General features: G+C 41.3%; 17 protein-coding genes. 3 read left to right on the top strand and 14 right to left on the bottom strand.

Annotation, left to right across the window (positions count from 1 at the left end):
• Positions 1 to 31 precede the first annotated feature (31 nt).
• The 5 genes from GTQ43_RS22005 to GTQ43_RS21985 all read right to left on the bottom strand — a co-directional run bounded on the left by GTQ43_RS22005 (position 32) and on the right by GTQ43_RS21985 (position 5,505).
• On the bottom strand, positions 32 to 412 hold the full coding sequence (locus GTQ43_RS22005) for a hypothetical protein (protein WP_265274870.1): 381 nt from the start codon (positions 410 to 412) through the stop codon (positions 32 to 34).
• Positions 413 to 657: 245 nt separating this feature from the next.
• The gene (locus GTQ43_RS22000) at positions 658 to 1,701 is read right to left on the bottom strand and encodes a M42 family metallopeptidase (RefSeq protein WP_265276514.1); all 1,044 of its coding nucleotides are present in this window, start codon (positions 1,699 to 1,701) and stop codon (positions 658 to 660) included.
• Positions 1,702 to 1,714: 13 nt separating this feature from the next.
• Positions 1,715 to 2,752: an SGNH/GDSL hydrolase family protein gene (locus tag GTQ43_RS21995; RefSeq protein ID WP_265274869.1), complete on the bottom strand. Its 1,038-nt coding sequence runs from the start codon at positions 2,750 to 2,752 to the stop codon at positions 1,715 to 1,717.
• 320 nt (positions 2,753 to 3,072) lie between these two features.
• Positions 3,073 to 4,455, bottom strand: a complete 1,383-nt coding sequence (locus GTQ43_RS21990) for an S-layer homology domain-containing protein (RefSeq protein WP_265274868.1) — start codon at positions 4,453 to 4,455, stop codon at positions 3,073 to 3,075.
• An 891-nt stretch (positions 4,456 to 5,346) separates the two neighbouring features.
• Positions 5,347 to 5,505, bottom strand: coding sequence for a hypothetical protein (locus GTQ43_RS21985; protein WP_265274867.1), 159 nt, complete (start codon positions 5,503 to 5,505; stop codon positions 5,347 to 5,349).
• 687 nt (positions 5,506 to 6,192) lie between these two features.
• On the opposite strand from GTQ43_RS21985, the gene GTQ43_RS21980 reads away from it, so the two are divergent.
• Positions 6,193 to 7,398, top strand: a complete 1,206-nt coding sequence (locus tag GTQ43_RS21980) for a histidine kinase (RefSeq protein ID WP_265274866.1) — start codon at positions 6,193 to 6,195, stop codon at positions 7,396 to 7,398.
• A 31-nt stretch (positions 7,399 to 7,429) separates the two neighbouring features.
• Here GTQ43_RS21980 and GTQ43_RS21975 read toward each other — a convergent pair whose 3' ends face one another.
• Positions 7,430 to 8,455 carry a response regulator gene (locus GTQ43_RS21975; RefSeq protein ID WP_265274865.1) on the bottom strand — a complete coding sequence of 342 codons (1,026 nt, stop codon included), beginning with the start codon at positions 8,453 to 8,455 and terminating at the stop codon, positions 7,430 to 7,432.
• Positions 8,443 to 8,643 (bottom strand): hypothetical protein, encoded by a 201-nt coding sequence (locus tag GTQ43_RS21970; protein WP_265274864.1) that lies wholly within the window; start codon positions 8,641 to 8,643, stop codon positions 8,443 to 8,445. Before GTQ43_RS21970 ends, GTQ43_RS21975 begins: the two co-directional genes overlap by 13 nt.
• Before the next feature lie 741 nt (positions 8,644 to 9,384).
• Between GTQ43_RS21970 and GTQ43_RS21965 the strand changes: the two genes are divergently transcribed.
• The gene (locus GTQ43_RS21965) at positions 9,385 to 9,645 is read left to right on the top strand and encodes a chlororespiratory reduction protein 7 (protein ID WP_265274863.1); all 261 of its coding nucleotides are present in this window, start codon (positions 9,385 to 9,387) and stop codon (positions 9,643 to 9,645) included.
• A 171-nt stretch (positions 9,646 to 9,816) separates the two neighbouring features.
• Here the strand turns inward: GTQ43_RS21965 and GTQ43_RS21960 are convergent, their stop codons facing one another.
• Positions 9,817 to 10,386, bottom strand: a complete 570-nt coding sequence (locus tag GTQ43_RS21960; protein WP_265274862.1) for a DUF2854 domain-containing protein — start codon at positions 10,384 to 10,386, stop codon at positions 9,817 to 9,819.
• 290 nt (positions 10,387 to 10,676) lie between these two features.
• Here GTQ43_RS21960 and GTQ43_RS21955 point away from each other — a divergent pair, with 290 nt between their 5' ends.
• The gene (locus tag GTQ43_RS21955; RefSeq protein WP_265274861.1) at positions 10,677 to 10,850 is read left to right on the top strand and encodes a hypothetical protein; all 174 of its coding nucleotides are present in this window, start codon (positions 10,677 to 10,679) and stop codon (positions 10,848 to 10,850) included.
• Between the two features lie 129 nt (positions 10,851 to 10,979).
• On the opposite strand, the gene GTQ43_RS21950 is transcribed toward GTQ43_RS21955, so the two are convergent.
• The 6 genes from GTQ43_RS21950 to GTQ43_RS21925 form a co-directional block, all read right to left on the bottom strand.
• Positions 10,980 to 11,396 carry a response regulator transcription factor gene (locus GTQ43_RS21950; RefSeq protein ID WP_265274860.1) on the bottom strand — a complete coding sequence of 139 codons (417 nt, stop codon included), beginning with the start codon at positions 11,394 to 11,396 and terminating at the stop codon, positions 10,980 to 10,982.
• Positions 11,397 to 11,733: 337 nt separating this feature from the next.
• Positions 11,734 to 13,896, bottom strand: coding sequence for a polyphosphate kinase 1 (ppk1, locus tag GTQ43_RS21945; RefSeq protein WP_265274859.1), 2,163 nt, complete (start codon positions 13,894 to 13,896; stop codon positions 11,734 to 11,736).
• Positions 13,897 to 14,008: 112 nt separating this feature from the next.
• Positions 14,009 to 16,837, bottom strand: a complete 2,829-nt coding sequence (locus GTQ43_RS21940; protein ID WP_265274858.1) for a carboxypeptidase regulatory-like domain-containing protein — start codon at positions 16,835 to 16,837, stop codon at positions 14,009 to 14,011.
• Between the two features lie 104 nt (positions 16,838 to 16,941).
• Positions 16,942 to 17,877 (bottom strand): molecular chaperone, encoded by a 936-nt coding sequence (locus GTQ43_RS21935; RefSeq protein ID WP_414859130.1) that lies wholly within the window; start codon positions 17,875 to 17,877, stop codon positions 16,942 to 16,944.
• Positions 17,878 to 17,893: 16 nt separating this feature from the next.
• Positions 17,894 to 18,490 carry a hypothetical protein gene (locus GTQ43_RS21930; RefSeq protein ID WP_265274856.1) on the bottom strand — a complete coding sequence of 199 codons (597 nt, stop codon included), beginning with the start codon at positions 18,488 to 18,490 and terminating at the stop codon, positions 17,894 to 17,896.
• A gap of 525 nt (positions 18,491 to 19,015) precedes the next feature.
• Positions 19,016 to 19,609, bottom strand: a complete 594-nt coding sequence (locus tag GTQ43_RS21925; RefSeq protein WP_265274855.1) for a hypothetical protein — start codon at positions 19,607 to 19,609, stop codon at positions 19,016 to 19,018.
• Positions 19,610 to 19,716: the final 107 nt, after the last annotated feature.

The raw sequence follows: 19,716 nt of genomic DNA, 5'->3' as shown, positions 1-19,716 counted from the left end.
GACAAATGTATATTTAATTTTGCACTACTACTTAAGATTCAGATTTGGCAGTTTTACAAAACTGCTTTACGCCGATTTTGGCAACATAAATTACCACTGGAGTTGCTAGGGCTATGGGAATATTACCACTCGCCGCGAGGGTGGCGATCGCAGCTGTCAATACTCCCGTCATCAAGTCGTCAAATTCTTCCTGACAGATGATTTTGCTGAGTTTTTGGGCTAAATTCTCTAAATAATTTGAATCTCCTCTAAAGCTAACTTCTGCATCAGTTGTCTCAACGGCAATTAACTGTGCTGCTGCTTCCAGACTTCCCTTACACTCTTCTATGGCATCCAAAGCTGCTAATGCTTCTGGACTATTCGCCAACTGGCTGCGAAACTGACTAATTTCCTCTGGTGTAACGGTAATCATTTAATAGTTTTAACCAGTAAATAAATATACGAAGCATTCAGCAATTATACATCTAATGCCTAATCTAGAGATATGGCGTAGTTTACAGCCGTAAGCATCGCGATCGCACGACATCAATAGTAGGAATAATCTTGCTGTGCGATGTCTACGACGGGCTACGCCTACGCGCATTTTCAACAACCAGAAAAATCCGCGCTATTTTGGGTTAATATGCGATCGCTCCTTCAAATCAAAGCCCTGATATATCACTCAAACTCAGTTTCGCAGAAAGTTTTTAACAAATCGATACAATTAGCGATCGCTCCCAAATGAGCAATTTCAAAGCCATGTGTATTTTGTGTAGGAAACGCCAAACACGCAGCACGCCCAACATGACCAAATTTCATCGCAATTGAAGCATCACTACCAAATCCACTCAGAGTTGTTAACTGTACTGGCATATTCAACTGTTTGGCACTATGGCGCAGTTGTCCATTTAGCCCTTCATCATATATCCCATAAGCATCTTGAGATAAGAGTACAGGACTTTCCCCATCTTTAACAGGATATTCGTCAGATAATGGACAAATTTCTAAAGCAATCAAGGCATCTAAACGCTGGTTTTGAGTGAAAAATAGCGCCCCAATTGCCCCGACTTCTTCTTTGGCTGAAGCTACTAAATAAACATCGGCTACTGGCTGTTTAAGATTTTCAGCCAAAGCTAGCAAAATAGCAACAGAGGCTTTGTTATCCAAGGTGTAACCGGCAATATGATCCTTTAACCGAATTGGACGCTTGCGATGCTTGCCGATTACCATTCTAGTTCCAGGTCGAATCCCAACTGCTTCTAATTCAGCAGATGTCAGCTTCGTTTCAATCCAGGCATTTTCCCACTTCACAGTAGTATCTTCCTGCTGCACTTTTTGGGGCGATTCGTGGGAAACGTGGCGGGAACCGAAGCTGAGAATACCGCTAATGGTTTCGTTATCTCCCAGTAAATCTACAACTCCTTCGCCATAAACCCACGGGAAAGAACCGCCGAGTTTGCTGACTTTGACACGACCTTCATCACCAAGACTCTTGACAATTGCGCCAATTTCATCTTTGTGTGCGGTGATGGCGATCGCACTATCTGGATTTTTCCCTGGAATTTTGGCAATAATATTATCGGCGCGATCGCACCACACTTGTACACCCAGCGCCGCAAATCGTTGCATCAACAACTGGTTAATCTCAGCTTCTGCACCACTCGGAGAATGATGCATAACTAATTCTTCAATAATTTGAAATAAGCGATCGTAATCCCACATCAAGACAGTTAGTTTAATTTTCAACTGTTGTATGAGACAATTGTGCATCAGCAACCCGACCTGCTGTCATAAGTACCGATCTTTTTTGTTGACGCTTCAGCACTCCTACCGCACCAAAAGCACCGAGCGCTAAAATCCCCAAGTTTATCGAAGATTCAGGAATAGACTTAGCATCAATCGCAGCCAATGCAGTGTCTGCTATTATCTTCTGAGCAGCTGTCGTTGGGTGGAAACCATCCCAGATGAGAAACTTGTTATTACCTGGGTCACAAATATCTGGTCTAGATAGACAAGACTCGGTTACATTCGTCAAACCTAATGAACTTGCCTGATTAAATAAAGAATAAGTATCAATCGGGATAATGTTGAGATTAGGGTTTTGGCTCAAAGCATTCACAGTTGTTGCTAAACCCAAGTTAAACTCATTAGTAGATTCACTAAGGGTTGCAGGATCGCGACCGATTTGAGCAGCCGGTAGCTTTCCTAAATCTGGCAAGTTAAACACCAAAATATTTTTCGCGCCGACTCCTACCAGAGTATTCAACGCCAGAGATATATTACTGATTGGCGTGGTAGAGTCTTGGGGGTTAAGAAAAAGGAAGTCATTAGCACCTCCCCATAATGTATAAAGTGCATTTGGGTCAGCAGTTTGATTATTTGCTTGCAGAGTTGCAGCAAAACCAAGGACTTGTTTGAGTACTCCCGGTAAACCTTTATTGGGAACAACAGCGTTATCTAAACCAGAACTAGCACCACCGAAAGCGAAGTTTATCCCTTGAGTAGGAGGTGTGGAAGGAATAGTAGTCAATAAAGTGGGTTTTAATCCTAGCTGATCTCCGAGATAATCTACCCAAATCGGCCCATCGGAAAAACGTCCATTAAAATAAGGTGGGCTTTGAGGAAATGTCCCTCCAGTAGCATCGTATACATTACCTGTATCGGAAAGACTATCACCAAAGACATAAAACTGATCAAAACTCGCAGCCGAGGCTTTGGTCGGCAACATGAAAGAAAATAAAACAAATCCGACTGCTACAGCTTGTTTTTTCATATTTGTTTTACCCGTGAGATTTTTTAGTTTGTTTAAAAGTAATAAAGGGGCGATAGTCTGACAACTTAAGTTTTGAGTTACTTCAAAACTAAGCGTGTCTATTGAGTTGATTTACGTTGTTTCACTTAACTATGCCTCAAAAATTCATCAAACACAGGTAAAAACGCCGAAAACACTTAGATTTACATTTTCTTGATAAAAAATCAGTGGATTACAAAGAAATCACAAACTTTTCATGTTCAAGTGTGAGTATTATCCACTTTTCTGATATGGGATAAGCTAACCGTAACAGAATGGCGTAACCCTTCGTAGACATCGCTTTAATTTCGCTTCAATTTCAAAGCCTCAGTAGCCGACACACCCTCACCCGGACTGCCGAAATACCACAAAGTCATCGCAGCCTCAGCACGAGTCACTGGTTTTTTGGGTTGAAACAGAGTCGTATAGCCAAACACCCGCCGAATATTCGATTGTTCGCTATTTTGGTAATCAGCTAACACTGCTCTTAAAGCCTTGGGGTCAATTCGGGCTGCGTCTTGGAAACCCCAGGTTTGTTTAACCGCATCTAAGTTAGCAGAGGGTAAAGCTTGGCGAGTATCTAGGGGTAATTTCCACAGCAGCAACTGTTCCCGTGTTAGGGGTGCATCAGGACGAAACAAAACAGCTGTAGAATCTCCAGATAAAGGACTGGGAATTAACCCAGCTTCGACTAATCCCTGAATTGCTGAAAAATCAGGGTCTTTTGCCGACACATCACTAAAAGCTGGTTGAGTACTTTCTGATGCCAAGCGAATTTGTTTAGCTGGATTGCTGGCATACATAGCATTATTCGCAGCAATTAGCCAACGAGCGTATTCCCGATGTGTAATGATTTTACTTGGTTCAAACTGGTTATTTGTGGTAGTGGAATTACTCTTAGTTTCTTTTGGCTCTATGGACAAAACACCCAATGCAGCTAAATCTTGGATGTGTTGCCGCCATTCTTGCGGTACTTTATTGAGATCGTTGAATTCCTGAGATTCAGGTATAGCTGTAGGAGTTGTTTGATTATTAGGCGTAGTTGGTGGCTGTGCTGCCAAATTTGCAGGTGGTATCGGGCCAATGAACTGGGGATTTCCTGGTTGAGGAACGGCGTTAGAATTTGTAGTTAGGGTAGATTGCGCCGTAGCGACACTATTAGGTACGTACTCAATCAGTAATTCCGTAGCAGTTTGGGGTTGATTTGGTGTGGCGTTAGTAACTGATTTAGGTTGAATGGAAACCTTCAACAACAAATCGTTACGACGTGCCTCAAAAACACCTCCCGCATCATCTGTTGGCTGTTGCAAAATTTGCCAGTTATTTGTTTGAAACTGGCTACGATAAAAGCTAGCGATAAAATTGCTGGGGTCAGAAGTTAACCAACGAGTTGAGACTCTGTTTTCTGAGCCACTAGCAGGTGTAACTTGCTGTAGTTGGGCATTGGAATATAGTGGGATATCTTTGGGAAAATCAGCTGGTAACTGAATTGTTGATGCGTTTGGCTGTGCTTGTGGTTGGTTAACCTGAGATTCTCCAAAGACAGCTGGATTGCTTTGCAGTTTTGGATCTGCCGCCAAAGATTGCTCAAGGTTTTTGGCTACTGGACTGTTAGCACAGGCTGTTAACGAGGTCAGTATAGCAGCCCAAATTAGAAATACAGCTGGACGTTTACAGGGAAGCACAGGAAATCACAAATTGAGTTTCAATTCCTACCCTAGCGCAGACTGTTCATTAAATGGGCATTGGGCATTGGGCACTCTGCTTCTTAGCGCATTATCAAAAGACACTACCGACTCAGTATGTCTTCTTGGTAAATGTCTCTGTTGGTAAAGATGATATATCTCTAAAAATGAGTAAACGGTAGCAAAAGCTACCGTATTGTCTTCGTTTTACAGCCATTAGGTTTTGATAATTCCCATGCTTATATATAGAGTTCCCTAAAGGTGTGGCAAACTAACATTTTTGAAAAAAAATAGAAATAAATCTGAAATACTTGCTATCCAAGAGTTTTTTAACTTGTCGCGGAAGTCCCCACCTTCTCTGCGAGACGAAGACAGCGAACAATGTACTCATAAGGTGGGGATCGTGAGCGGGGGGGTGAGGATTGCATCCAGTATTGTTTTTAAGCGGGAAGCAAAAAAACAATACTGGATGTATGACGAAGCGCAAAGTGCGGTCTTGGGGTCTCCCCCGCCGAAGGATGCGCGGAGCGCTGTAGAGGAGCAACTTTGCAAGACAGCGCCAAAATTTTCTGATAAAATTATTGGGTCTTGGCCACCAATGCCGTAAGCGAAAACCAAGCTGTATAGTCAGGCGATCGCCAACCGACTGAAGTAATACACTAAGACTAAAGCCCCCCTTAGCCTCACTCAAGGAGGGCAATAAATTAAGTTCGCTAACGCTGGCTTAGAATCGGTTATGGAAATTATTCATCTGACGATGGTAAGCTAAATAAGGCAATAGGTGGAAAATGCCAGTGTTAAGCAATTCCAGGAACTTGGCGTAAGTTCGTTATTTTTGGCGACTGGGGTTATATGCAAAGCAGTCAAGTGTTATGGCAGTTTCCCTAGTGTCTATAAAATATATTTTCCGGGGAAAATCCTACTTTTTCTGTAAGTCAAGAGTTTCTTGACAACTTCGAGAGTAGTGAGTGCTGACTCTAAAAGTGCATAGTTTACCGCCGTAGGCATCGCTCCTATCTTGAGTAGATGGACAAAAATATTTACAGTCATTGCATACTCTGTTGGACAACCAGCACGATACGTAATGAAATAAAGCGTTCGCAATGACGTTGTGTAATTAATTCTGTCTGACTACCGATCTCAAGCTTTCTCTCTAGCAATCCATCCCCTGTTATTCTGGGATAGGGTAGCGGTTATTTTAGGAAAGCTGGTTAGTGTGCGCTTCGCAATCTCTAGAGGTAGTACACAGTTGGCTGTGGTTGTTTTCCCAATCGTTAGCAGGATTAGGTAGAGGCAAAAAAGACACTTCATCGGATGCACTGGCAGTTGAAAAACCCTCTACAAGCTTGGTCTAAACAGTTAACAACTTCTTGATAGATTAGATACAATTAGCGCCTGTGTTTGGCTCAGTGATCGCTTATTAAATTTGAGTATTCAAATTTACATACTGAACCACTAGCCGATTTGACATAGTATTAAACCTTTCACCTGCTGGCTCTGGCGAAAAATTTTGTTTAAGGTCAAATTAAGACTTATATTCAAGGACAAAGGTGTTTCTTGGAGACAAAGTTACCCAAAAGAGCGCAAAAAGCTGAAAAGATATGTCTAATGTCAAAAACGCAGAACTGATAAGAGTATTCAAAATCTAAAATAGATATTAAATTGAAGAGAAAACAACGACCATCCACAGCCGTCAGTCCATTTTACTTTCTGTAAAGCGTCACCGGGTTGTTACCAGTGCTGAAACACGATTACATGCAAGTTTCCCAGGATCAGCCTATTTATTCTGAGGCTCCACTCCAGTTATTATTATTTGTCGATGGGCGACCCAAGTCCCGACAACAGGTGCAGCGAATCCGTGCTTACTTAAAAGAATTACAGGCTGAGTATAGTTTTGAACTTCAAACTATCGATGTTGGACAACAACCTTACTTAGCAGAACACTTTAAGTTGGTCGCAACGCCAGCTTTAGTCAAAATCCATCCAGAACCACAACAGGTTTTGGCTGGGAGTAATATCATAACGCAATTGAAAAACTGGTGGCCTCGCTGGCAAGTCGCTGTAGATGCTTACTTAAAATTACAGGAAGACTTGCAAGAAAGTATGGACGACAATGGTCGGGCGACATCCCCCAAATCCACTATCCATTCAGTTGCTGTTTCCTCTGAATTAATCCGACTCTCAGACGAAATTTTTCGATTGAAGCAGGAAAAAGATAATCTCCAAGAGCAGCTACAGTTTAAAGATCGGGTGATTGCTATGCTAGCGCACGATCTTCGCAATCCCCTAACTGCTGCCGCGATCGCAATGGAAACTCTTCAATCTAACTACAATTTAGAAACAGGTCAATTCGAGCGCCTCAAGCCATCGATGGCAGCCCATTTATTAAAACAAGCCCGCAATCAAACTAAGATCATTGACCGGATGATTGCTGACCTTTTACAGGTAGGTCGGGGCAAAGATACGGAGTTTCCAATTTTACCCCAAAAAGTACAACTAGGGAAAATGTGCTTAAATGTACTAGAAGAATTGTGCGATCGCTACACCGCCAAAGCCCAAGAGGTAGAAACGGATATTCCTAATGACTTGCCACACGTATATGCTGACCCAGAACGTATCCGTCAGGTGCTAGTGAATCTGTTAGATAATGCCATCAAATACACACCAGAAGGCGGCAAGATTAGCATTGCCGGATTGCACCGCACTACTCAAAAAGTTCAGTTTAGTATTGGCGATACTGGGCCGGGGATTCCTGTAGAAAACCGCGATCGCATTTTTGAAAACCACTTTCGCCTCCAACGGGATGAAGGTAAAGAAGGTTATGGCATTGGTCTTTGTTTATGTCAGCGGATTGTTTTAGCACATTATGGTCAAATTTGGGTAGACTCCGCCCCCAATAACGGAGCATGGTTCCACTTCACGCTGCCAGTTTATCCTGCTTAGGGATTGGGCATTGACTAATGACAAATGATAATTAAAAACTTGAGACAAAGCGATCGCGCCCTCCAGCCTTTGCTTGATACAGTGCTTTATCTGCTCGTACAATCAAATCTGAAGGTGAGGATTCCCAAGTAGGGATAACAGTCGCCACGCCCATACTAAGGGTGACATACTGACTTACAACAGATCCATCGTGAACAATTTGCAAATCTCTGATTCCCGCTTGGATCATTGCGGCTACATGAACTGCACCAGATGCATGGGTATGTGGCATAATCACAGCAAATTCTTCGCCACCATAACGCGCTACTAAATCCTGATGTTTTTGCACCTTCATGTTTAAGACAGCACCTACCTTTTGCAAACAGATATCCCCAGCCGGATGGCCATATTTATCGTTATAAAATTTAAAATAGTCGATATCACACAAAATCATTGATAAAGAAGATCCCTCTTGTGCGAGATTAATCCACTGAGTATTGAGATAATCATCAAAACGGCGACGATTAGCCAACTCAGTTAAGCCATCTACATTGGCAAGCTGCTGTAGAGCCTGGTTTGCGGCCTCTAACTGTTTGTATACTTGCCCTTGCTGTAGCAATCGGCGCAACCTCTGGCGCAATACAGGCCAGTGAATTGGCTTAGTTACATAATCAGTTGCCCCTGCGTCAAAAGCACGGTTTACGGATTCTTCATCATCCAAGCATGTGATCATCAATATGGGAGTGCGTTCCCATATCTTAGAGATGACCGTATTGTTAAGAGTCGAGTTAGTATCAAAGCTTGCAAGGGCTGAGATTAAATTATTCCTAGCAATCTGAAGCAAGTGCTTACAGCAGGTAAAGCCGTCCATCACAGGCATTACAGCATCGAGTAAAACTATATCTGGCTTGATCGTCTCGTAAGCATCTAAACATTGCTTACCATCATTAACCTCAACCACTCGATAACCTTCTTGTTCCATAGCTTTACGCAACAATACTCGAATGGTCTTGTCATCATCAGCCACTAGGATCAGTGGTGGTTGCTTAGAAGCAGTAAATGGGCTTATGCCTGACATGAGTTGCCTTCTACTTGCGGGACTATCCTGAAAAAGGCTGTGCAACTCAATCGCATGGGAGCGATCGCTCTTTTCATCAATGCCAGGATTTGCGGCAAAGGTGTATGTGGCTTCACAATCAACTTTTGTTTGACAATAGACCGATCAATGTTGTTGAGCCAAGCAAGCGGTAGATAACTAAGTTGCATAGACAATCTATAATTGGAACGCGAAGGCAATTGTTACCTTTTTGTTCAACTCTGGTTATGGGAAAAAATGTTACTTTTATATTTCCCCATTGTTAAAGTCAAATTGCGATTTTTTTAAGAATTGCAAATGCACCCCTCGATCGTGTAATTCTGTAGTTAGTTCACAAGCCTCATGAGATAGCACAAAATAATTCCCAAAGTGAACTAAGAAGATAGTCCAGACTAAATACTAATATCACTTAACTTAACTGAAATTTCTTCAGTCTATTCGCCAAGGCTTGTGCAAGCTTAGTATGCTTAGTATAATTACATAAGATTGAGATTAGGCTTCGCAGTCAGCTTAATTTTTAAGTCACCCAGAGTTAATAAATTCAGTAAAAATTTTTATGGCGGTTCCCATTCAAATGTGGTACAACATCATCTCGTAAGGTGTAGGGGCAATTCATGAATTGCCCCTATGGGTGTACCTCACATAAATGAGAACCGCTATATTCAATTCATTCCGTATATTTAGTTGAATTTAAATCTATCAGGTTCCTATTCTTAGAGATATTAATATAGTAGCTACAGAGTAGCGAAGATTCTCTAAAGATAGATATGCTAAATTAAGAATTATTGAACAACTTAATCTTATAATTACTTCATAAAGAACACATCAAACTGCCATCTTTATCTTAGACAAAATTCCAAAAATTAGCACAACATAAATCAAAACCTATTCCCCTTCGCTAAAACTTTAAAATGCCAGACTCATTAATGTATCAGCAAGATCACTTTGTTGTTCTAGAAACAAATCAACCAGAACAATTTCTGACACCAACAGAATTATTAGAAAAGCTCAAAAACACTCTCAAGCAACTGATAATTAAAGATTTGCCACCTGATTTGCAAAAGTTTGATACTTTGGAAGCTCAAGCACAATATTTAATCGACACTACTTGCGAATTAGATATTGCTCCTGGGCAATATTTACAATGGTATGCAGTTCGTTTAGAAAAGTAACTTTTTTGGTCAGTAGTTAAGAGAATCCCAAAAAATAAATTATCCAATAGTTAGCAGGGTGGAATGCTATGGCAAAATATGCTGTTCAGTTCCCCGATCCCCAACTTCTTAAATAAGTCAGGGATCTAAATCGTGGATAAAGGCATCGAGGTCGGGCAACAATAATTTTTGTTATTGACTGCTGACTAGTGACTCTTTTGGAGTATTGATCAGCCCTAACTCAATTGTGTTTTCAGATGGCTGCGTTATTTGAATCTCCAGTCCTGGGCCAAAATAATTAGTCATTTTTTCTTGCTTTTTTTGCCACACATCAATTGGTATTAGCGGTGAATCAAATTCTAAAATTAGGGCATAGTTACCATTAACTTCTATTTCTCGCAATCCTGTAACTATTGGCCGTTCCTGATCTGTAGGACTCAAACCTAGAAAAGAAAGTGTTGTATCTAGATGAGCATCTTGACCGTAACAATATCGGGTGATGTCTTTGCGAATTTTATTTTGAGTATCAGTTGCTTGCTGTTCTCGTAATATCAATGCCGACGGTGATGTAGTTTGGCTAAATGGTACTGGCTTAAGTTCATTAGCTTTTAGTGCCAGTCCTCCCAACAATAGAGGAATCCCATAAAAAAATCCGACAAGATTGAGTGTGGCATTATTATCAGCATAGGCAACGAAGCCAATTATAGTTAATATACCACCGATAGTTAAACCGAGTGTTCCCAAGGAGATTTGGCGGAGCATGAGCTTAAATTATTATAAAATCTGAATACCTCAGTTTTATTATCATCGGCTATAAGTGTACCTGTTCTTTAGGGGCTTTCAAACTTCCCAGTACTATTTGTAAAGACTGATACACGGGTAGTCAAGAGGCTTTGCCTTCCTTAAATCAGAGGCTAAGTAGAAACAGGAAGACGGAGAGTTTCTAACTCACAAATCTGAGTGTCGTGGACTACTAAAGGCGTATAATTTCCCAGAATGTTGCATTTTAAGTTAACTTAAAACTTAAAGGTAGTTAAAGATGGGAAAAAGTAATGGATATACAGACTATAAAAGAAAGGATTGTCGCAGTCCAAAGTAAACGCGAGTATCTCTTAAGCCTACTAGAGCAACCAAATCTGGGAACTTTGAGAGTTGACGTAAATCAGGCTTTGGAAGAGTTGGATGAATTAGTTGATGAATTTAGGCGCACCATTCCGGTAGAGTAGAAATTATCAAAAACTGCGTCGGTATAACCCTCAATTTCAGGTTATACCGACGCTCGTCAGTACTATCATGGCTTTAAATCCCCAGAATGAAACTAAGCCTGAGTAGGCGAAGCAACATAACTGTACAGTTTATCCTGGAATTGAACCATCTCCTGCACGCTGACCTAACTGCCTGACTAAGGCAATTAGTTCGCTTGTAGGGACATCTTTCTTGCAAACGTCATCAAAGCTAGCCATTGCCTTTGTCCCCTGAGAATTTACATCTTCTACTGAGGAGTAAGCAAGGATCTGAGTATTGGGAGATATAGCTTTAATGTGACTAGACGCACTCCAGCCATCCATGACTGGCATCTGTAAATCTAGAACAATCACGTCAGGATGGCAACGTTTAACCATTTCTATAGCTTCTTCACCGTTACTGGCTAAACCCACTACTTGAATATTTTCTTGGCAAGAAAAAACCAATTGTAAGGTTAAACGAGTCAGTTCGTGGTCATCAACTACTAGAACACGCAAGGTAGAAAGCTCACAGGATAACATTAACATTGAGAGGAAAGACGAAATTATTCAGAATAACCTTTTTAGTTTATGGGAACAAGGGCCAGCACTGACTCTATCCTATGGTTGATTAACACTTTTCTGACTTCTAGTCAGGAGTTTTTTATAAGAAGAATTCAGAAGTCAGGAGTCAGAAAAAAGCCATGAATTCTGTACGAGTGGTTGATGAATATTGGTGAAAACCTCGCCCCGCACTTCGTGCCGCTACGCTAACGTGGGCAAACTTGGCTGAAACTTTTTCCTCATTTAAACTCCATCCCTTCATGGGTTGAGTATTCTGACTCCTGTATTCTGACTCCAGCAGGACTTTTTAATCAATATGATTTTAGACTACACCAGTTGAGCGTAATGCCATATTCATCAGAATTGTTTGTGAATTAGCTTCTGGAGAATCATCATAAGGACGGCGTTGGATGTAAGTGCCATCGGCTTGTAATTCCCAAGCTTGGCGGTTATCTGCAATCATAATTCCCATAATTTCTTGCAAATCTTTTGCAATATCTGGGTCTTTTACTGGGGTAATTACTTCGACTCGGCGATCTAGGTTGCGACGCATCCAGTCGGCGCTGCCGATATAGATTTCCTCCTGTGTATTGTTATGAAAATAATAAATGCGAGAGTGTTCTAAAAAGCGACCAACAATGCTAATGATGCGAATGTTTTCACTAATATCTTTGAGTCCTGGGCGCAAACAGCAAACGCCCCTGACAATTAGATCGATTTGCACTCCGGCGCGGGAAGCTTCATATAAAGTAGCGATAATTTCTGGATCGACCAGGGAATTCATTTTAGCAACAATGCGTCCAGTAAATCCATTTTGAACATTTTCGATTTCGCGGTGAATTAGTGCCAAAAAGCGATCGCGCATATTCACAGGCGCAACCAGCAACTGTCGATAAGACTTTTGCAGGGAGTATCCTGTCAAGAAATTAAATAAATCTGTGATGTCAGCACCTAATTCTTCCCGACAACTAAATAATCCCAAATCTGTGTACAGCCTTGCCGTTTTGGGGTTATAGTTACCAGTACCAATATGTACGTAGCGACGTATTTGGTCTTTTTCGCGCCGTACCACCATAACGGTTTTACTGTGGGTTTTCAGCCCCACTAAACCATAGACAACATGCACTCCAACTCTTTCTAGTCGTTTTGCCCAGTAAATATTATTCTCCTCATCAAATCGCGCCTTTAATTCCACCAGTACAGATACCTGTTTATCATTTTCGGCAGCCGCAATCAAGGCATTCACAATGGGCGAGTCACCAGAAGTCCGATATAGGGTCATCTTGATGGCTAACACATTCGGATCGTAAGCAGCATGGGTAATAAAGCGGACAACTGTTTCCGAAAAGGATTGATAGGGATGGTGTACCAGTAGATCCTTTTCCCGAATCACCGCAAAAAAGTCTTTCCCCTCGTCTGTCTCCACAACATCTGGATCTAAATTCGGTTCCTTCAACCTTTGTAGGCGTAATGGTACAACAGATTGGCGTGGTGGATCTTTGAGTTCTGGCAGTGGTAATGCCATAAAATACATTAAATCCCGCAGTCCTAAAAGTCCGTCTACTTCGTAGAGATCGTTTTCTGTTAATTCCAAATCTTGCAATAATCGCGATCGCACTGCTTCAGGAGTCTGGGATTGAATTTCTAGCCGGACTGGACTTCCACCCAGCCGCCGTTTTCTTAATTCCTGTTCGATCGCTAACAGCAAATCATCTGCTTCATCTTCTTCTAGAATCAAATCAGCATCGCGGGTAATGCGAAATGGATGATATTCTTGAATGTTCATCCCTGGAAATAGGGATTCCAAGTTATGAGCGATTACCTGTTCTAAAGGTACTCCTGTCCAGTGAGCAGGTTTTTCGCTATTGTAATCTCCGAGTTCCGGCGGGATCGGTAAAAATCGTGGTAGAACACTGGGAACTTTGACTCTGGCAAATAATTCTTCTTCCTCTGGATTCTTGACCACAACAGCCAGATTCAGACTGAGATTGGAAATAAAAGGAAAGGGATGACTAGGATCGACAGCTAGAGGAGTCAAAACTGGAAAGACTTGTTCCTGAAAATAGCTATTGAGATAAGTCCGCTGTTTTTGATTCAAATCTATATAATCCAGAATATGAATGCCCCGACTCGCTAGTAAGGGACGAAGTATTTCCTCAAAATGTTGATGCTCTTTCTTGACATAAGGAGTCAAGGTAGACCTAATATCATCTAGCTGTTGTTGTGGTGTCCGACCATCGGGAGTTAACAGGCTGACTTTCGCCTCGACTTGTTGCTTTAAACCAGCAACCCGCACCATAAAAAACTCATCCAAATTAGAGTTGAAAATTCCCAAAAACTTGAGGCGTTCGAGAAGGGGCGTGCGATCGTCACAGGCTTCATGTAACACCCTGCCATTAAATTCTAGCCAGCTTAACTCTCGGTTAAGATAATATTGTGGATCGCTAAGATTGATAGGGGTAGAGCTTTTCTTAGATTTTGCCATAATTACCTAAGGGCAGGCAGATGTAGCCCATTTAACTGGGGGACAATAAATATAGTAAGTTAAATGGTGTATATAGGCGAAGCAGCTTTTCACAGAGTAGGAAAAAGGAACTTTATTTGTCCTTAATTTCTTTAGTTCTGATGGCAAATGGCAATTGCAGATTTTGATCGTAGAGGAAATCTTTATCAATAGCGATCTCGCGTGTAGGTAAGTTACTGTTATTTGTGATGCCATCTTGAGGCGCAATTCGCAAAATGTACTTACCAGGCGGAACTTCATCTAGACGATAAAGACCAAATTCGTCACTTGCAGATGCAGAAATTCTTTTACCCTCAGCATTGATGACTTCTACCTCTATTTCTGGTATTGGCTTACCTGCGGCATCTGTGATTCTTCCTGCTAAACCGTATTCTACTCTGACAGGGAAATCTAACTTAGTCACAGCAGAGGTTTCCACCTTAGCGACTATCGTACTTTTCTTCACAGTAAGTTCCACAGGTAATCCTTGTGGGTCAAATTGAACTACATATACACCTTCTGGCAAATTACCGACGAAGAAATTACCTTTAGAGTCAGTTACAGTTCCAGCGACGGCTTGACCTTGTTTATTGATCACTTGGATAGTAGATTCACTTAAATCAAAACCTTTCTTTGCTCCTTCGATCACAATTCTTCCAGCGATCACACCCTTATCTTTCCCAATAGAGGTATAGTCAGCAGGAGTCATTCTGCCATCGGCAAAAGATAAATCGGATACTAGTGATATAAACAAGCGATCGTCTCCAATACCACCAAAAATGTTTTTGATCCTAGAAGGAATGCCCTGATATTCCACTCTAGCGAATAAACCTGGCAACACACGCATACTCGCACCAATCACTGGGCCAATATCTCCATCTCTGTATCCTAGTCCTATACGCCAACTTAAGTCTGAGAAGTTACTGGCATTACGATTCAGGATTGCAGTATAACGAGTAGGTAAGTCACCGCCAGATTCAGTCCCAAATGATAGTGAATATTCTCTACTAAGGTTATAGCTCAGGTCAGTTGTATAGATATCATTGACAGCGCTCAAAGCCAGACTGGTATTCTGTGTTGGTCGATAAAAAGCGTTGAATAAATAACGGCCGTTAAAATCCGGTTCGCCTCTTAAAGATAAATTATAAAAGGGACTGAATGAAAAAGTGGGCAAAATGTAAGTAGTCGAAGTACTCTGATATTGCTGTTTACGGGCTATGACTCCTAAATTAAAACTATTACTAAAAGTATATTTAGCTTGGACACTATGGTTAAATTGATTGCGCGATTGGCTACTATATAAATAACCAGCAGGATATGATTCAGAATTCCCAACAATTTGCAAGCGATCTAACTGGAAATCTAAATCAGCTTTATAGGCAACTTGACCGTTAGAAGTGCCAACACTAGCAGCGATAACTGCTGGATTTATTAACCGCCAAATAAAACCTGCTTGTGATTGTGTTCTATCAGACTGTACTTGCAATGAACCTTCCAAAGTCAAGTTACTAGAAATTCCCTGACGCGCTTGATAAAATCCAGCAAGCTTACCTGAGTCAGCGTTAACAAAATCATCAAATAAAGTTCTCTGGATGTAGTTACCAGTTAAACCAAAACCTGCTAATTGAGTAGTTCCCCCAGATGGTAACAACAAATCAGAAGCTCTCAGTCTCAAAGAACGAATTTGTATAGGTATATTCAGGTTATTACGGTTATAAACCAACAGTTCAATATCATTGGTTTGACCAGTAGGTAAATTGACATCTACAAATTCGTATTCCCCACTCAGTCCTACTTGTTGTTGAGCAACTACAACTCCAGCAACTCTTAACTGTACAAAACTTGCTGGAGGAACTCGACCGTTAAAGCTTTGTATAGGCTGGGACTGTCTCGATAAGAGTTCAGTTGCACCATATTGTCCGTTAAATCTATCTGGAGGAAGATTGCTATAACCAACTTGGAATCCAGTCAGATCAAGAGGTGACAATAAGGGATGTAAGCCGATTTGTTGACGACCAATCTGATAGAGAAATTGATTTGAGCGTTTAAAGAAAAAGTATTCAGCAATCTCTGGCTGGTTAATAAAATCGTTTTCTAGACGTATACGCCAGCCACCACCGGCTAAACGTCCTCCGAAAAGCGTAGAACTATGCCAGCCGGAATTACCAAAAGTATTAGTAAAATTTAACTCTTGTCTGAGACTTGATAAACCACTACTAGGAGGTAAAACTTCCGGTCGAAGATCGGCTGCTTTAGTGCTATATTCCCCATTATTTCTTCGCCAGGGCAAATCAACTATCAAAGCTAAATCTGAAGTTTTTAACTCAACATTTGTAGATAATTTCGACCTTAAAACTGCATCACTAATATAAATAACACCATTGGTTTTCTCAAGCTCACTTGATGTAACTGTAACTTCGCCAGCAGGTGTTTTAAGTTTTGCATTTCCATCGGAAATATCAACAGTAAAGCCAGCAATTTTAGCAAAATCTAGCAATGGAATTAATAAAGTATTTCCACGCTGGACAATATCTAAAGTACCAACTTCCTGGTTATTAATAACAACTCCTAACAATAAAGTTTGTGCCGTTAAAATCTTATTTTCGGCAAGATTATTAGGTAGAGAATAATTTTCTGCTGGTGGATCTGTTGAGTGAGGGGGCGATTCACCAGAAGCAGAATTTTTTGTGGTTTGGGTAGTTAGCTTTTTAACCAGTTGGTCATTGACAGAGCTTTGTGGTGCCCTATATGTAGAAAATTCAGCCGGGAAGGGGAGGGTTTCTGGTGGGGCGATCGCTCCGGCAATTATCTTGTTTGTCTTCCCAATCTTGGCATCTAGTAACTTTGCAGAAGAGAAATTTTTAGAAGGTGCGATCGCAACTGTTGGGGAGGTGTTAAATTTTGGTAGAGCATAAGTAAGCACAAAAGTTTCTATGAGTAGCCAAAAAAATTTTCGGCTACCAAATCATGTCTAGAAAAGTGACAATTAATTTACTTTGAGAATTTGGGCTTTGGAACCTGCAAAATCTATTTACGGCGAAGAGAATTTCTCAGATTCCTAGCAGATGGCTTATTTTCAGACTGGTTATTATTAGCTGCTGGAACTGTGAATGGAATACCTTTATCAATTGGTACACCACTCAATTCCCCATTGATATCCAATACGTAGTTTCCAGGCGGTAGAGTTTTAGTGATAGCTAAGTTCAGTTTACGAGTACTATCAGGTAATACTGGTGATGATGGTAATGAGCCTACATCTAATACAGAATCGGGTAACTTTGCGTCCGGTTTACCTGTATTAGCTATGGGTTTTGTAGCTTCATAACCTGGATATTTAGCAGCAGACCAAATAGCATACTGACCACTTAGGCGTATATAGGCATTACCTTTATTAGTAATATCAAATACAGCCTTGAGAGTATTAGATTTGGCATCGACAGTGAGAGAATTGAGGACACCAATTCTTTTAATCTCTCCCACATAACCATAAATTACTACCCCTAGCCGTGATACTACCCTCACTCCTCGAGATGATTTCACAGGAGAAACTTCTTGGAGATAAAGCATCGCCCGATGTTCACCCGGCTGGGGCTGAACTTTAGGACGAATAGCAAAGCGTATGGTTTGAGCGCCCCCGGCTGGAATTGTAAATTGAGAGGGAGTAAAAACGATCCACTGATCTAAAGATTGCTCATTAGAAGCAATGTCTTGGGTTTTATTATCTTCATTTATGATCCAAGACTTGACACTGGCTTTAAGTGTAACGGCTGTAGAAGCCAGGTTAAGAACACGAATAGTTTCACTACGCGTCTTATTACTATTAATTTTTACTTCCAATCTGGGTGGACTGACACCAATATTAATTGCTATAGCAGAGGGTATATCCAGAGCCAAAGCTGCCAGTAAACTTAAAGCTATTTGGCTAAACTTTTTTAACGTTGGGATTGTGTTTTTCACTTTCATATTCCACATCAAGAAACTAACGCCGATTAACAGTTACCGTCACATTGCCACCATATAAACCGGCTGACTGGGCAGTTGAGAGATCCATTTTCAATTTAAATCCCCCTTGAACTAAAGCTGTGTTGCTATTTTGATCGCGGGAAATTTCGGTGATGGGTAATGGTTCTAGTACTATTTGAACTGCCGAATTGGAATTCTGGGCACTACTTACCGCATTGTTGCGTCCATTTTCCGCCTTTATTTCATAGCTGGCATAGAGAAAACCCACTTGGTCTATAGGCACACGCATTTCCCAGAAGTTGGGAAAATCACGGGTGATTAAGGTATTGAAGCCTGGAGGAGCCAGCAATTGTTGTGCATTGCCCACAGACTCACTTTTGACTGCTGGTGCAATTTCTGATGCTGATAAAGGAGGAATAACTAGTGTTTGAGGAGTAGATAACTGATTAATTCGTGTAGGTTCAGCAATTCTCAATAAAGATTGCCCTAAAGAAGGAAGCTGTGGCAATACTAAAAGTGTTAAGCTTGAAATACATAGGCAATTAATAATTTTAGTCTGCACCTTCTTTCCTATTATTAGATTGCTGTCACTCTGTTTACATTTGTTTGGCATTTTGCATCAATCTCCACCATCATTAGAGGTTGTTTGAAAAGTTTTATCCCCCCTTTTTTACTACGGTGTACACACATCTTTGTACAAAACTAAAACCGTTGAAGATCCCCCTAAATCCCCCTTAAAAAGGGGGACTTTGAGGAATTTTTACCCCCCTTTTTAAGGGGGGTTGGGGGGATCAAAAGCGTCTGGGACAACTCTAGAAGACTCGTGTGTACACCGTAGCTTTTTCACAGGGGAATCGGAATCAAAATCCCCTTTTTTAAGGGTGCGGTTTCCCCAAGTACAGCAAGTGACGTGGATTTAGGAGAATCTAGAACTTTTTGCTGGCGATAAGAGGAGTTCTCAAACATCCTCTTAAGGGACATCAAATAAAACTGTTGGGTAAGTCTTGTCAGGTATCGGTAGGGCTAAGGGTAGATGAAAAACCCGTTGATATTAATAACTTAAAAACCTCAGCCCTAATTCACAGAAGTTGCTGAATAAAGATTCGGATAACTGCTATCCCTCAAACAGCAATGCCAATTAGGGAGCGTTCGCCGTGATGGCAATAGCGCCTCCACTATATGAGCCTGCTGCCTTGGCTCCAGTCAAGTTCACCGCTAAAGTAATGCCACCAGTGAAAGGAGTGCTTAAACCAGGGGCAGTAGTCTGAGAGCTTGGAGCAGTGACGGAACTAGTGAAGGTTGCTGAACCACCACCGCTAACAGCAGAGTTGAGAGTACCAGTAGTAGTTGATACGGTAACAGCAACCCCCTGCCCAGAGCGAGGGTTGTTAGACCACACTGCAAATACCAGAGGTATTGGTTTAGTGACAGTGGTGTTGAATGGACTGGCCGTACTGAGTCCACTGCTGGGGCTTGAATCTGCTACAGTAATAGGCTGTGTCTCAGTAGCAATTCCACCTGAACTTAATGCAGAACTTAAGTCTGAAGGTACAAGGTCTAACTGAATATCACTGACAGTCCGCAAGTAGAGAACTTCAGGTACGGTGACAGTAACATTGACGTTACTTGGAGCAGTAGTAAGTTGAGCATTAGCGGGTGCAACAATCACACTACTCAAGGCGCTAAAAAATGCAGAAGTAGCAGCGAGAACTAGTAAAAATTTGGTCTTCATGATAAAAGATTTCTCCGTATTGTTCTGTGTGAATTTAATTTGAGCTTGAGCAAATCTCACTGTTTAAGCAAACAAAGTTGATTTTGGGTTGATATCCAAGAAATAAC

Source organism: Nostoc sp. KVJ3 (genome assembly GCF_026127265.1).
Classification (GTDB): domain Bacteria; phylum Cyanobacteriota; class Cyanobacteriia; order Cyanobacteriales; family Nostocaceae; genus Nostoc.
Note: the sequence above shows the minus strand (reverse complement) of the source record. Positions and strands in the feature narration are given on the sequence as shown.